The sequence below is a fragment of the Exiguobacterium sp. s138 genome, from assembly GCF_018618775.1.
GTDB classification, from domain to species: Bacteria; Bacillota; Bacilli; order Exiguobacteriales; family Exiguobacteriaceae; genus Exiguobacterium_A; species Exiguobacterium_A artemiae.
The window spans coordinates 198,980-213,946 of the sequence record NZ_JACSMW010000001.1 but is presented as its reverse complement, the minus strand read 5'-3'; the positions used below and the strand labels follow the sequence as shown (position 1 = coordinate 213,946).

Annotated in this window: 12 protein-coding genes and 2 tRNA genes; 3 read left to right on the top strand and 11 right to left on the bottom strand. The window is 46.0% G+C overall.

The genetic code is table 11. From position 1 onward, the window contains the following. Positions 1-80: 80 nt before the first annotated feature. The 6 genes from KNP91_RS01080 to KNP91_RS01055 all read right to left on the bottom strand — a co-directional run bounded on the left by KNP91_RS01080 (position 81) and on the right by KNP91_RS01055 (position 6,502). Complete coding sequence (locus KNP91_RS01080) at positions 81-2,153, bottom strand: peptidoglycan D,D-transpeptidase FtsI family protein (protein WP_012369763.1); 2,073 nt, start codon at positions 2,151-2,153, stop codon at positions 81-83. A 137-nt stretch (positions 2,154-2,290) separates the two neighbouring features. After that, positions 2,291-2,899, bottom strand: coding sequence for a superoxide dismutase (locus KNP91_RS01075; protein ID WP_214765925.1), 609 nt, complete (start codon positions 2,897-2,899; stop codon positions 2,291-2,293). A 93-nt stretch (positions 2,900-2,992) separates the two neighbouring features. Continuing rightward, entirely contained in the window at positions 2,993-4,453 is a 1,461-nt protein-coding gene (locus tag KNP91_RS01070) for an alpha-amylase (protein WP_214765927.1), read from the bottom strand. A 130-nt stretch (positions 4,454-4,583) separates the two neighbouring features. Next, positions 4,584-4,657, bottom strand: a tRNA-Ile gene (locus KNP91_RS01065). Positions 4,658-4,668: 11 nt separating this feature from the next. Continuing rightward, positions 4,669-4,742 (bottom strand) — tRNA-Met (locus KNP91_RS01060). A 119-nt stretch (positions 4,743-4,861) separates the two neighbouring features. Further along, positions 4,862-6,502 (bottom strand): Na/Pi cotransporter family protein, encoded by a 1,641-nt coding sequence (locus tag KNP91_RS01055; protein ID WP_012369760.1) that lies wholly within the window; start codon positions 6,500-6,502, stop codon positions 4,862-4,864. A 339-nt stretch (positions 6,503-6,841) separates the two neighbouring features. On the opposite strand from KNP91_RS01055, the gene KNP91_RS01050 reads away from it, so the two are divergent. The 3 genes from KNP91_RS01050 to KNP91_RS01040 all read left to right on the top strand — a co-directional run bounded on the left by KNP91_RS01050 (position 6,842) and on the right by KNP91_RS01040 (position 9,167). Then, positions 6,842-7,195: a hypothetical protein gene (locus tag KNP91_RS01050; protein WP_234944576.1), complete on the top strand. Its 354-nt coding sequence runs from the start codon at positions 6,842-6,844 to the stop codon at positions 7,193-7,195. Positions 7,196-7,387: 192 nt separating this feature from the next. Then, positions 7,388-8,497, top strand: coding sequence for a flavodoxin-dependent (E)-4-hydroxy-3-methylbut-2-enyl-diphosphate synthase (gene ispG, locus KNP91_RS01045; RefSeq protein WP_012369758.1), 1,110 nt, complete (start codon positions 7,388-7,390; stop codon positions 8,495-8,497). Between the two features lie 100 nt (positions 8,498-8,597). Then, positions 8,598-9,167 carry a 5' nucleotidase, NT5C type gene (locus KNP91_RS01040; protein WP_081432737.1) on the top strand — a complete coding sequence of 190 codons (570 nt, stop codon included), beginning with the start codon at positions 8,598-8,600 and terminating at the stop codon, positions 9,165-9,167. Positions 9,168-9,189: 22 nt separating this feature from the next. On the opposite strand, the gene KNP91_RS01035 is transcribed toward KNP91_RS01040, so the two are convergent. The 5 genes from KNP91_RS01035 to KNP91_RS01015 all read right to left on the bottom strand — a co-directional run bounded on the left by KNP91_RS01035 (position 9,190) and on the right by KNP91_RS01015 (position 14,804). Beyond that, entirely contained in the window at positions 9,190-11,034 is a 1,845-nt protein-coding gene (locus tag KNP91_RS01035; RefSeq protein WP_214765929.1) for a GGDEF domain-containing phosphodiesterase, read from the bottom strand. Between the two features lie 139 nt (positions 11,035-11,173). Next, on the bottom strand, positions 11,174-12,619 hold the full coding sequence (locus KNP91_RS01030) for an NAD(P)H-hydrate dehydratase (RefSeq protein ID WP_148206597.1): 1,446 nt from the start codon (positions 12,617-12,619) through the stop codon (positions 11,174-11,176). A gap of 145 nt (positions 12,620-12,764) precedes the next feature. Next, the gene (locus tag KNP91_RS01025; RefSeq protein WP_012369754.1) at positions 12,765-13,187 is read right to left on the bottom strand and encodes a Fur family transcriptional regulator; all 423 of its coding nucleotides are present in this window, start codon (positions 13,185-13,187) and stop codon (positions 12,765-12,767) included. Next, complete coding sequence (locus KNP91_RS01020; protein WP_012369753.1) at positions 13,159-14,028, bottom strand: metal ABC transporter permease; 870 nt, start codon at positions 14,026-14,028, stop codon at positions 13,159-13,161. The genes KNP91_RS01025 and KNP91_RS01020 overlap by 29 nt, the downstream gene beginning before the upstream one ends. Then, positions 14,025-14,804: a metal ABC transporter ATP-binding protein gene (locus KNP91_RS01015; RefSeq protein WP_012369752.1), complete on the bottom strand. Its 780-nt coding sequence runs from the start codon at positions 14,802-14,804 to the stop codon at positions 14,025-14,027. The genes KNP91_RS01020 and KNP91_RS01015 overlap by 4 nt, the downstream gene beginning before the upstream one ends. Between the last annotated feature and the right edge of the window lie 163 nt (positions 14,805-14,967).

Below are 14,967 nucleotides of genomic sequence, written 5' to 3'. Positions count from 1 at the left end.
CAAACTCAACTCCATTAGAAAAACAGGTCAATCCATACAAAAAAAAGCGAAGATGAGTTTCCTCACCTTCGCTTCACTAGTTAATTTGGCTTAGTCTGCCATGGAACGTCTTTCACATTAAAGTACGCTTTCACTAAATCATGACCAATTTTCGAGTTGACGGTTTCCTGCTCCATATATGGAAGGAACACGGCCCATGCCATCTCCGGATTGTCATACGGTGCCCAGCCGACCAAGTTCGAGTTTAATGAACGAACCGGTTGTCCGCTGCCGTCTCGAAGCGCAATGCCGTCTTCGCCGTATACACTGACCTGAGCCGTTCCCGTTTTCGCTGCCGCATCAATGCCGGTTTGGGCGATGATTTTGGCTGTCCCGCGTTCCCCTTTGACAACGCGGTGGAATCCTTCGCGGACATGATCAATGTTCGCTTGACTGACTTCAATCCGGTTTAAATAGTTCGTTTTAAAGCTGTAATCGACTTTTTTCGTTTCGTCTTCAATCGAGTTCGAAGCCAAGACTTCTTTTAAGAAGTGCGGTTGCACCCGGTATCCGCCGTTTGCGAGTGTCGAAACATACTGCGCCACTTGAAGCGGTGTAAAAGCATCATACTGACCAATCACTCGGTCCATCAAGAGTGTGACACGGTCCGGCGTCCCTTGTACCCCTTTGGCTTCGTATGGCAAATCGATGCCTGTCGTCACACCGAGACCAAACTGACTGTAATAATTCTGCATGATCGCTGCCGCCGCATCGACGCTTGCACCGGCGACACCGTTACTCGGATATTTTGCCATCCGCATCGCAATGTTAAACATGTAGACGTTTGACGAACGCTCTAGTGCCGTTAAGTCCGTAATCGGTCCCATATTCACATACGATCCTTTTTTCGTACCACCAATCGTGATCGGTGCATCATTGATGACTTCGTTTTGACGGATAACGCCTTCTTCAAGTCCCATCGCGACCGTTGCCCCTTTAATCGTCGAACCGATTTGCAGGGAAGTCAACACGTTATTGATCGCAACATCACTGAATTTATTGGTTGCCGTATCGAGCTTTTGACCGGACATGGCCAAAATCTCACCGGTTTTCGGATTCATGACAACGGCATATCCTTCTTTCAGATAACCGCTTCCCATGCCGCGGCCCATCTTGATCGCCTGCTGCAGGATTTGATCAACTTGTTTGTTGTATTCTGCATCAACCGTTAAGACGAGGTCTTTTCCGGACTCGCCTTCTTCCCGGTTCGGCTCACCGACCGGTTCACCGTTAAACGTTTCATAGACATCGTATGCCGGTTTCCCGCGGAGCAGGTCTTCATACTGCTGTTCAAGGAATGACGTTCCGACCCGGTCATTTAAACTGTATCCTTTTGCTTTAAACTCCGCCTGCTGTTCAGCGGGAATTTTTGAGTACTTCCCGAAGATGTTCCGCAGCGTTCCTTCATACGGATAAGAACGTTCATAAAACGGCTCTACCGATACACCCTTTAAATCTTCAAGGTTCTCATCGATAATCGCCATTTCCTTGGCGCTCGCTCCTAATTTAACGAGCTGCGGGTCAAGCGCATAACCGACTTCCATGTTGTGTTTGATAGCGATGATTTCCATCGTCTTATCATCAAAGTCGATATCTTTTTTCGTAATCGTATCGAGACGGATTTGATCCTGTTCCGAAATCGACAGCTTGTTCTGCTTTTCCGCATCTGGATAACGTTTTTCTACCGCCTGCTTATAGCGTCGATCTGATTCTTCACCGTTGACGGCTACCCAGTAATCTTTCATGTCGCGTTCCGTTACTTTCCAATCGTCTTTCGGAAGATTGATAATCGCCGCAAGACGAGAGGCGATTTCAATCCGTTCGTCGACTTTCGTATTTTGGGAACGACGGTAGACAATTGAATATTTCGAAATCGTATCGACCAACAACCTTCCGTCCCGGTCATAAATCTTTCCGCGCGGAACTTCATATTTCGATGCGATCATTTCCGTCTTCTGGACTTCCCGTGAAATCTTTTCACCATTCACAATCTGGACGACACCTAAGCGAAAGATTAAAATCGCAAACAATAAAAATACTACAAAAAACATTAAGTTAAGGCGAAGCGGCAGATGATTCCGCCGTTTTCCCTTCACCGTGATTCGTTTGGCCATGGCGTACTCCCCTATCGTTCAAAAAGTCATCTTGTTTCATTATATAGAAGGAAACTTTCCATAACAACCTATCCCATCATTTTCCGCATTAAAAAAACATCGATTCCCAGAACAGGAACCGATGTTTAATCTCACGATTATTTTGCGTCAGCGTAAAGTTTTGCCACGTGATCCCAGTCAACGACGTTGAAGAATGCGTTGATGTAATCCGGACGACGGTTTTGATAGTTGAGGTAATACGCATGTTCCCAAACATCAAGTCCAAGAATCGGCGTTTTCCCTTCCATGACTGGTGTGTCTTGGTTTGGTGTTGAAACGACTGCTAATTTGCCGCCGTCAACGATAAGCCACGCCCAGCCTGAACCGAAACGTGTTGTTGCTGCTTTTGTAAACTCATCTTTGAACGTATCAAACGAACCGAATGATTCGTCGATTGCTGAAGCAAGTTCTCCAGTTGGAGTTGCTCCATCGTTCTTTTTCAAGAGTTTCCAGAAGAACGAGTGGTTCCAGTGACCGCCACCATTGTTACGGACAGCTGTTTGAATGTTTGCAGGAAGTGAATCCAGGTTTTGAAGTAATTCTTCAAGTGATTTCCCTTCGTGCTCTGACCCTTCAAGTACTGCATTCACGTTAGTGACATACGTATTGTGGTGTTTAGAGTGGTGAATCTCCATCGTACGAGCATCGATATGTGGCTCCAGCGCATCATAAGCGTAGCCGAGTTCTGGTAATTCAAATTTTGACATTTTCATGTCCCCCTTTATCCTATTTTCGGAATTTCAGTACTCTTTAAGACTAGCAAAAATAGTTGGTCAGGCGCAAGCAATGACCCTCAGAAATTACTGTTCGTCACGCGGGGCGAATACCGAGACACCGCCACCTGGAACCGGGAAAACACCGAAACCTTCTTCATCAATCACAACAGGCTCTTCTTGGTGATTTGTATAATCGAACCACTCTTCTCCGGCACGTGTTTCGCCGACAAACATCCGTTTTTCACACATATCCGCATTTGAGAGCAAGACGGCACATCCTGAGTTCGGGAATTCTTCGACACCGCGACGCACCCAGCCGACGCAATGTGCATCATCCAGATAGTCTTCCTGTTCACCGTATGCTTTATGGTAACGCGTATACAACAACGCATCGATCATCTCTTTTTTACCTTCGACCGGATGCGGTCCTTGCACACCATAGTAATCTCCGTAGAAGACACATGGATAACCGTCTTTGCGTAATAAAACAGAGGCATATGCATGCTGTTTGAACCAGTCATCGATCCACGACTCAAGCGATTCGCCCGGTTGGGAATCATGATTATCAACAAATGTCACGGCATTCGTCGGGTGGGATTCGACGAGTGTATCCGCAAACAACGTCGTCAAATCAAAATCCTGTCCTTGTTGCGACGCTTCATGGAATTTATAGTGAAGCGGCACATCAAACAAATCAATCGTATAATCGACACTGTCTAAGAACTGGCGGCAGTCATCTAAGTCCGACTTCCAAAATTCGCCGACCATATAAAAACCGTCCGGATCGTCTCCGATCATCGACTTCGCGAACTCGTTGACGAATTCATAGTTGATGTGTTTGATGGCATCCAAACGGAAACCTTGGCAATTGATTGTTTCTTTAAACCAGTTTCCCCAGTTGATCATTTCTTGTCGGACTTCCGGATGATTGTAATCGATGTTAGCGAACATCAGATAATCATAGTTCCCGAATTCGTTGTCGACTTGATCGTTCCAATCTTTATTTTTACCGGAAATCTTAAAGACACCCGTTTTTTCTTCCCGTGCATCAAAATCTGTTCCATTAAAGAATTCATGTGTCCAGATGAAATCCGAGTATTTACCGTTTCGTCCCGGGAACGTAAACTTCGTCCAGGCCTCGATTTCAAACTCTTCTGAAATTTCTTTCGAACGGTCTTCCGGATGTACTTCCACGACGTTAATCGTTTCGAGCTCATCGGCTGCCGCTTTATGGTTCATGACGACATCGGCGTAAACGGCGATATCATTTTCATGTGCGACTTGAATGGCTTCGATCAACTCGTCTTTTGTTCCGTACTTCGTGCGGACTGTTCCTTTTTGGTCGAACTCTCCTAAATCATAGACATCGTAAATGCCATACCCTGTATCTTCATCTGATTGTCCCTTTGACGCTGGTGGAATCCAAACAGATGTGATGCCTGCAGCACGCAGTTCCGGCGCTCTCTCTTTCAAGCGTTGCCAATGCTTCCCATCATTCTCTACATGCCACTCAAAAAACTGCATCATCGTATGGTTACGTTCCATCTCTCTTCGCTCTCCCTTAAATTGCCATAGTATGAATATTATTGTATTAACATTATTACAATATCTTTAATATTCCCCAAGCAACCAAAAATAAACGCACACCCAAAAAAAAGAGTGTACGTTTATACAATGGACCCTGCAGGACTCGAACCTGCGACCGGACGGTTATGAGCCGTCAGCTCTAACCAGCTGAGCTAAGGGTCCTTAAGTAATAGTAGCGGCGGAGGGAGTCGAACCCACGACCTCACGGGTATGAACCGTACGCTCTAGCCAGCTGAGCTACACCGCCATGATGGTTAAAAACAACTAATATTAGATTACTAAAATCGATCTGAAATGTCAATAAATTATCTTAAAAAAACAAAGAGGAATTTCTTTTCAGAAATTCCTCTTCTCTCATATTTTCTTTCATGCCGTTCCGGAACGTTGTTCAAGCACCAAATCCGTAATGTTAACGGCATGATCCCCGATCCGTTCCAGGTTCGACAGCAAGTCAACAAAAATCATACCGGCTTGACCTGTACATTCGCCTGCATTCACCCGTAAGACATGATGCTTGCGGAAGGAACGTTCCAGTGAATCGAGTTTCCCTTCCAGTTCAAGCACTCGGCGTGCCAATGAAACATCATCCAGTTCGACTGCTTTAATGGCGGTCTCAACGATTTTTTGCGTCAGGATATACATTTCATCCAATTCTTTTTTCGCTTTTTCAGTAAACGTAATCCGGTTAACGATCTGGAAATCGACCAACTCGATGACGTTTTCGACATGATCCCCGATCCGTTCAAAATCGTTGACGGCATGCATGAGCAGGGAATGATCATTCGATTCCCGCTCGGACAAGTCATGCGCGGCGACTTTAACAAGGTAGCTTGTCACTTCCGTATTCAGATGGTTGATCGCATACTCAATCTGACCGGCATCCGAAACATCCTTTTTATCGTGTGATTGCGTATAACGATGTGCTTTTTCAAGTGCGTCTTTCGAGAATTCTCCCATCCGCAACACTTCCAGTTTCGCCTGGCTTAACGCAAGTGACGACGACTGGTTCAGGATATTTTGATCGAGGTGGCGCGGTTTTGAATCGACGGTCGTATCCGTTCCAGGGACGACTTTTTGGACGAGCCATGCGATTTGCGCGATGAACCAGCATTGAATCAGCGTATTGACGACGTTAAACGTTCCGTGGGCAAAGGCAATCTGCATTTTCGGTTCCAAATCAAGTGCACCTGTGATCCACGTTATAAAACTTGAGAACAGCGGTAAAGCCAGCAAGAAGATGACTGTCCCGACGATGTTAAAGATGACGTGTGCGGCGGCTGTCCGTTTTGCCGCAATCGAAGCCCCGAGTGCCGCAAGGACTGCTGTGATTGTCGTCCCGATATTATCACCGAACAAGACCGGCAATGCCGCTTTGATATCGATCATTCCGCCGTCATACAATTCTTGTAATATCCCGATCGTCGCAGAGGATGATTGGACCAACATAGTAAAGACCGTTCCGACAAAAACACCGAGCAAAGGGCTATCCGACATCGATACCGTCAAATCACGGAACCATTCGCTTGATTCAAGCGGTGCCATTCCGTCTCCCATGAGCGTCAATCCATAAAAGAGCGCCCCGAAACCAAAGAAGATTTGACCGATGTATTGAATCCGTTCTTTATTGAAGAAGAAAATCAAGAACGCTCCGAGCGCAATCGCCGGGAGTGCCGCTTCCTTCACGTTAAAGCCGATGATAAAGGCAGTGATGGTCGTTCCGATGTTCGCCCCCATGACGACACCGATGGCTTGACGCAGGTTCATTAATCCGGCGCTGACCAGACCGACGACGATGACAGTTGTTCCGGATGATGACTGGATCAAGACCGTAACGACGATACCCGCTAAAATCCCGAGAAACGGGTTGGAGGTATATTTATCTAAAATGTACCGTAACCGGTCTCCCGCTGTTTTTTGAAGACCATCTCCCATATACTTAATACCGAATAGGAAAATACCGAGTCCACCGATAAAGGTGAAAATCATTTCCTGTAAATCATAGTTCATCTTGTCATCTCCTCATATAAAAAGTGGAATTGATTTGTTGTTAAGAATTCATTGTTTCAACCCCCTTATTATGTAAAGGTCTGATGAACTTGTAAATAGTTTTTCACACATTCGATTGTTAAGGTTTTATTAATCTGTACCAAAACAGATAAACCCTTTAAAAAAAGGGTTTATAACTAATTTATTTGTTGTTATAAAACAGAAGAAAGAGTGATTGAATTGCATTTTTTAAGTCAACTACTTAATTACTTACAAACTACCTTAGTTCCAAATCGCGGTTTTTTAAAGACTCGTCTCGCTGATGTCTCCCTTTATTTTTGTGGATTAGCATGGATTTCCTTGTGGTCAACAATCATTGACAGCATCTTTCTCCAGCAGTCGATTCCGTTCATCATTTGGTTTATCCTGCACTTCATTTTTATCGCAATCGCGATTTTGTTGTACCTGTTATCCGTTTCCTATCTGAATCGCTGGTTCATTCAGTGGATTTTGCCAAGACCATGGGCGTTTCGCCAAGTATTTCCTTATACGGTCGCCGCAAACATCTGGACCTTTCCAATCGGTGTTTTCCTGTATCAGTTCGGCTATCCGACTTTAGGAGTTGTCTTCATCATTGCCGGGCACTTGATTTATTCGTTAACCCCGCTCCTGCTTGCCCGACTAAAGAAAAAATCATCCCGTCCGTCTTCTTGAAACTAGATGGATGAATCTGTTGAAGGAAAAAAACGTCCATCCGGCGACGGATTGACTTTCCACTATTCGTGTTAAACAATTGTAAATGTTCAATTTTCGTTCTTGTTTCTCGATTTTTAGGGAATAGTTCGATATGATAGTACAAGTAGTCACAAACAATCTGGCGTTATGCCACAAAAGGAGATTTTCGATATGCCGAAAATGGTCCATCGCTCTAAGACTCGTCCCGTTCGTGTTGGGGACCTTGTCATTGGTGGAAATAATGAAGTCATCATCCAAAGTATGACGACAACAAAAACACACGACGTCGAAGCGACTGTCGCTGAAATTTTACGCCTTGAAGAAGCAGGATGCCAAATCGTCCGCGTTGCTTGTCCAGAAGAACGTGATGCGCTAGCACTTGCAGAAATCAAGAGCCGGATCAACATCCCGCTTGTCGTAGATATTCATTTCAACTATAAACTTGCGCTCATGGCAATTGAGGCGGGTGTTGATAAAATCCGAATCAACCCGGGTAACATCGGACGCCGCGAGAAAGTCGAAGCGGTCGTTACCGCAGCAAAGGCGAAAAACATTCCAATTCGAATTGGTGTTAACGCCGGTTCACTTGAAAAACACATTCTTGAGAAATATGGTTATCCGACAGCTCGTGGGATGGTCGAAAGTGCTTTGCACCACATTAAGATTCTTGAGGATCTCGATTTCCACGATATCATCGTTTCCTTGAAAGCATCTGACGTTCAATTAGCGCTTGAAGCATATCAACTCGCTTCCGAGTCGTTTGATTATCCGTTGCACGTCGGAATCACGGAATCTGGTCCTTTACGGACAGGTTCTTTAAAATCAGCTGCCGGTCTCGGAGCGATTCTATCACGCGGTATCGGGAATACAGTCCGTGTCTCTCTTTCTGCCGATCCGGTCGAAGAAGTCAAAGTTGCAAAAGAAGTCTTGAAATCATTTGGTCTTGCTGCTAACGCAGCAACATTGATTTCGTGCCCGACATGCGGACGGATTGAAATCGATTTAATGGCGATTGCAGCAGAAATCGAAGATTATATCGATAAAATTCAAGTTAACATTAAAGTTGCAGTTCTCGGTTGTGCCGTCAACGGTCCCGGGGAAGCCCGTGAAGCCGATATCGGAATTGCCGGTGCCCGTAACGAAGGATTGTTATTCCGTCACGGGGAAATCATTCGTAAAGTTCCGGAAGCAACGATGGTCGAAGAATTGAAAAAAGAAATCGATGCGATCGTTCTTGAAAAAGAAGCGGAAAAAGAAGCCGCAAAAGCAAGCCAAGCTTAAGTCAAAAGAGCCCTCTTCCCGGAGCGGCTCTTTTTTTCGTCTCCGCATTTCGATTATGTTATACTAGTGGCAGAAAATTTATAGAATGTTGGTGATGTAAGTGAAAATCGGAATTGATATTGATGGAACAATCACTCATCCTTCTTCGTGCTTTAACTATATGAACAAATATCTCGGAACATCGATTGATTTTGAGATGGCCTCTGAATACGAACTTCATACCTATACGGATATGCAGCAAATCGAGTTTTGGGAATTCATGGTCAAATCGGGTCATGAACTCGGCATCTACCGTGAATCCATCCCGCAAGAACTTGTCAAACAGCACCTGTGGGATTTAAGAAAACAATATGATCTCCACTACGTGACGGCCCGGTCAGAAATCGTTCGTCCCGTAACGGAAGAATGGATTAAACAGCATGAGTTACCGCTCGATTCGCTGATCATGACCGGCTCACACGACAAAGTCCAAGTCGTCCGTGATTTGTCACTTGATCTCTTCATGGAGGACCGTCTCGAAAATGCGATTCAAATTGCAGAAGACACATCGATTCCCGTCATTTTGTTTGATGCGCCTTATAATCGTCGTCCCGTCCCTGAAAATATCGTCCGTGTCTCTTCCTGGAATGAGGCCGTTCAACAAATTCATAAATTTGCCCCAATTCGCTGAAACAATAAAAGCGGAAACGACATTATTCTGTCGTTTCCGCTTTTTTAGTTTCCAGTAAACAGATGATTTCTTCGAGCAGAACCGGTTTTGCAAAAAAATAACCTTGGAATAAATGAATTCCGATGTCTTTTGCAATTTGTACCTCTTCTCCCGTCTCAACCCCTTCGACGATACATTCCACATGCATCGATTGACTCAACTGAAAAATCGACTCTAAAATCGACTGTCTTTTTTCAGACTCTTCGACTTGTTCAATGAATTGTTTTGGTACTTTAAGCTGACGAAGCGGCAATAACCGTTCCAGAACATGATACGAAGCATGTCCTGTCCCGAAATCATCCAATGAGACCGGGAAATCCAATGTCTTAATCCGGCGTAATGCCCGGAGAATCGGTTGGCTTTCAAAATCCAAAGACTGGCTTTCAGTAATTTCAATTTTAATCTGCTTCGGCTTCAAACTGTATTTCAGCAGCATCCGCTCAATAAACGGCATAAACGACTCATCCGTCAATTGCCGCGGAGATACGTTGACCGACAGACTAAACTCTTCCGGAACGAGACCAATCAGCCGTTTTCTTGTTTTACATCCTTCTTCGAAAACCCACTCGCCCAACCGGATGATCAAGTCACTCTTTTCTGCGATTGGAATGAAAACCGTCGGACGTTCTGCTCCCGGAATGGTCGTATTCCAGCGAATCAAGGCCTCTAATCCAATGAAACGGTCCTGATTGGAATCATACTGCAATTGGTAGACCAGGTAAAAATCATGATTTACATCCGCTCGCGACAATGCTTTGGCGGCTTCAACGCGAAGCGATTGTTCTTTGCGCCATTCTTGATTCAGGCACATCACTTTTGCCGAATCCCGGATACTTTCCGGAAAGGCAGAGGTGATCTGGTGAATCCGTTTTGTCATACTGAGTTGATCGACTTCCCCGTCATCGATGACAATATAGAGATTAACATAAATTTGATGGTTTTCGACCTGGTACGGAGCAGACATACGTTGACTGAGACGTGTCATTTCCTCCTCACACGATACGCCGGGCGGTTTCTCCATGACGACCATCAGCGTTCCGCCTTCAACTCGCACGATCGTCAAATAAGGAGGTAATAATGTTTTCAGACGTTCGATACAATCAATTAAGACCTGTTGCTGAATTTCCTCTCCAAAATATCGTGCGAGTTCATGGTAGTTTTCCAGATGAACACCGACCAGTAACAGATTCTTCTGATCCACATGCAGAAATCGTTCTTCCAGTCCGCGGACATTAAGCAGTTGCGTCTGTAAATCGTGGCGGGCCGACTCATGCAATTGATCTGCCAGTTGTTGCAGGCGACTGAGATTACGAAGATGCAGATGATTGATGATCAAAGCGATACAGATGGCAATCCCGATCATCCCAAGCCTCGCGTAATGATCTGTCGGATCAATCTCCACAAGAATCGTATCTGAGCGCACCATGATGAATACGTTCGTCGCGACGATGAGGACAACGGCATACCAAATCATGATCCGGTCATAGGCAATCAAGGCGATCATTAAAAATAAAAAACAACTGGCCCAGACGGTGACTGAGGCATAAGGTAACATACTGATGGAAGCGAACGGAATACTCAGTAACATGACGGACAGAAAGTGTGATTTATGATGAGCTGTCAACCGACTGCGGCTGATCAAAAAGGTTATGATTCCAATAGAAAGCAAAACAGCCACAGTCGTCAACTGATTTAAATAGGCATTTCGAATGGTATGATCCGTCGTCCCTAAAAAAATCAGGGCGCCGACGCTCATTAAGAACAACGCAAAATTTCCGATCCAACGCTGTTGATTACGGACAATCTCATCTACTGTTTTAACGGGCATCTGTCTCCTCCTTTCTTAAGATTAGACTGTTTAGCCATTCGGCATCACTTCATCATACTCCTGCTCTTCCTCTGCCAGCAATTATTCTTTTAACAAAAGAGATCTACTTCTTTATAATTGAAGAAATAGACCTCTTTGCTCAGTTCTTTACTCGTCCAAGTTGATCAATCACATCTGTCGCCACGATACTGCTTGGATGAAGCTGTTGTTCGACCTGCTTGGATGCTTGGGCGTACCAGGATGCACCAAGTGCAATCAACTGTTCAACCGGGATGTGTTTAAAGTATTCTTTTTGACCAAGCAGACTTGTGAGGATACCAAACAGCGTATCGCCACTGCCTCCTTTCGCCAACCCGCTGGATGCTCCGTTGATCACGTAACCACCGCCCTCTGGTGTTGCAATGAGAATCACATGGGCTTTCAAGACGACGATCACTTGATGCAAGACCGCATATTCGCTTGCCTGTCCGAATAAGTCATCCTGGATTTCCCGGACAGTCCGTTTCGTCATCCGTGCAAATTCTCCGATATGTGGCGTGACGACAATCTCCGCCTTCCGTTCCGGATAGCTGTCGCGAATCAATGCCCCGGCATCAAGAACTACCGGAATGTCTTGTGCAAATAAGAGCTCGATCCAATCGGAAATCGAATCTGAAGTCAATCCGGGGCCGATTCCCGCGACATTCACCTGATCGAGCATCTCTTGAATGGCTGTCGTTGTCTGATTGAGAACCATCGCTTCCGGTGCGTTCATGATGAGTCCGACTTGTGCTGTCGGAACCGTTGCAACTTGTAATTTCCCGACTCCAGATCGTAATGCTGCGCGGGCAGCCAGTTGAATCGAACCGGGCATCGTCTCGCTTCCGCCAATCAACAGTGCCGTTCCGTATGTCCCTTTATGACCGTACGGATCACGGGTCAATAACGGCGCAATCGATTCGGACATCAGTTGCCATCCCCCAAAAGCCGGCAATCCCAAATCAATCTTCTCCAGCTTCCCAAAGAACGGAGCCGTCTTCAACAAGAAGGCGGATCGCTTAAAGGCATGAAGTGAAAAAGTCACATCAGCCCGGATCGCTTGTCCGGAAAACCCGTTCGTTTGATCGGACGGAATGCCGCTCGGTATATCGATCGCGTATAATTTTGCTCCTTGTTGTTTTTGTTCACGGACCCAGTCAAATACATCATGGATCGATTTCGTCAGTCGGGATCCGTCAAATCCGGTTCCAAAGATACCATCGACGATTACGTCGTATTGTCCGCAGACTGCCTCCGTTGCGAGACCGAAGTTTTCTGCATAGTGCTGATGCAGATGAGCCGTCGCGGTTTTCACCTCGCCGAACGGCGCATGCATCGTCACGTCGTACCCGTCCCGGACGAGTTCACGGCCAATCACGTAACCGTCTCCCCCATTATTTCCTGTCCCGCACATCACCAGAATCCGCTCTTCCCTCGTATGCCTGTTCTTGATTCGCTTTGCGATTTCACTACCCGCTCGTTCCATTAATACTTCCAGCGGTAAACCGGATGTCTTTGCCCATTCATCAATTTGGCGAGCTTCTTGTGCATCATAAATCATTTTCATCACCTCTGTTCGTCCTATTCCCGTTTTGTTTCATTTCAAGCCGGGACGAATCAAGAGATTTTCAGCAAAAAGAGAGGGCCGGATGCGATCCGCCCCTCTCCTTTATCAGTTGTCGCTTTCGTTACACTCTTCAAACGCATCTCGCTTATTTCTGACAAGCGGCACAGCGTCCGTAAATTTCAAACTTATGATCCTCGACCTCAAAACCAGAGTCCTTAATCGGCGAAACCCATTCCATCGGACAGACATCTAGTGTCTCCGTCTTGCCGCATGTCCGGCAGATCAGGTGATGGTGATGATGACCCGACTGACAGGCGGCTCGAAATTTCATTTCCCCGTCGAGTTCCGTCGTCTCCAAAATATCGATTGCCGCAAAATCATTTAAATTCCGGTAAATCGTATCGTAGCTGAGTGAAGGATGCGATACACGCAACTCCTCCGCCACTTCCCGCGCACTGACATAACGGTTGGCTTCAAACAGGTAGGCCAATAAATCGAGACGTTTGGGCGTCATTTTGAAACCGGATGCCTTCATCCGTTCACGCGCTTGTTCGATGTTTTTTTTCATGCAATTTCCCTCCGATCCAAAACCGTTCAATCACCATAATGAGAATAAGTTCTGCGACCGCCAGCATGACAATCATACCGCCCGGCGCTAAATCAAATTGATACGCCAGAATCAAGCCGGCAACTGTTGCCACTTCTCCAAACACGATGGCATAAAAAATCGTCGCTTTAAAACTTTTGGCAAGTCGAAGTGCTGCCGCAACCGGTAAGGTGATCAAACTGGATACCAGCAAAATCCCGACGACCCGCATACTAATCGCAATTACCAAAGCAACAACGATCATAAACAGAATATGCACCAACCGAAGACGAATTCCGGAAACGCGTGCCTGTTCCTCGTCAAATGATAAGAATAATAACTCTTTATAAAAGGCAATTACAAATAAAATGACGACACCTGTGACAATCAAAATCGTATAGACATCCGTCAAGGTGACAGCGGAGACCGTTCCGAATAAAAAGGACACAAGGTCCATCGAAAAGCCGTTTGCCAGGCTGATAAAAATCGCACCGAGTCCCATCCCCGTCGCCATGATGATCGGAATGGCAAGCTCTTGAAAATGTTTATACTTCGCGCGAAGCCAATCAATCGTCAACGCCGCGATGACCGATGTCACGATCCCGAGGTAAAGCGGATTCAAATCAGCAAGACTCGCCACCATCCCGGATATTAGCAGGCTGAGGGCAATTCCGGCCAGGGTGACGTGTGATAACGCATCCGCAATTAAACTCATCCGCCGGACGACGACAAATGAACCGATCAACGGAGCCGTAAAACCGATCAGGACAGCCGCGACAAGTGCATATTGCAGAAACTTCAATGTCATGAATGCTTCAATCACTGGACGACCTCCCCTTCGTGTATCAGTACACGCCCCGGAACCGGATACAAGGACCGAATCGTCTGTTCATCCAGTTCCCAGTATTCTTTAATACCACAATTACAACCGAGCCGTCCGTCGACGAGATGAATCACATCCGTCACCAGCTTGCTGACAAAGTGGATATCATGTGTCACAAGAACAAACGTCCGTTTGTTATCACGCCGCAGTTCTTCCAGGATTTCATAAAACTCTTTGACGTACCGCTGATCGACTCCGACCGTCGGTTCATCCAGTATCATCAGATCTGGATCATTAACGAGCGCACGGGCGATAAAGACCCGCTGTTGCTGACCGCCGGATAAGTCACCGACTTTCGAATCACGCCGATCCCACATACCGACGGTTTCAAGCGCCGTCCTTACTTTTTGGCGATCCTGTTTTGTCACGCGCCGAAATAATCCTTTTTTCGCATACAGCCCCATCTCGACGACTTCAGCGACCGTGACCGGAAACCCTGAATTAAACGATGCCGCTTTTTGTGAAACATAACTGATGCGCCACCAGTCACTGAAGGCCGCTTGATCTTGCCCAAACAACCGGATCGTTCCCTTCGGTTTTAATAAGCCGAGCATACACTTGATCAACGTCGATTTCCCGGAGCCATTTTCACCGACGATGGCGAGAAATTGTCCTTGTTGCACATTAAACGTCACTTCGTTTAAAACGCGCCGGTCCGGATAATCATATGTCAGTTGTTTGATTTCAATAATTGGTTCTGTAATTGGTTCGGTCATGTCTATTCTCTCCTTCCGTCTCGTGTTAAAACGGAATAATTACGTCTTATCAACTGTCTTATTATAGCGCCAGCCCCCCTGCGTTGCAACCGATGTAACTTTTTTGTGAATAGACGGTTTTCCGGAGATGCACAAGGTACAATAAAAGGATACAAGCTGTCGT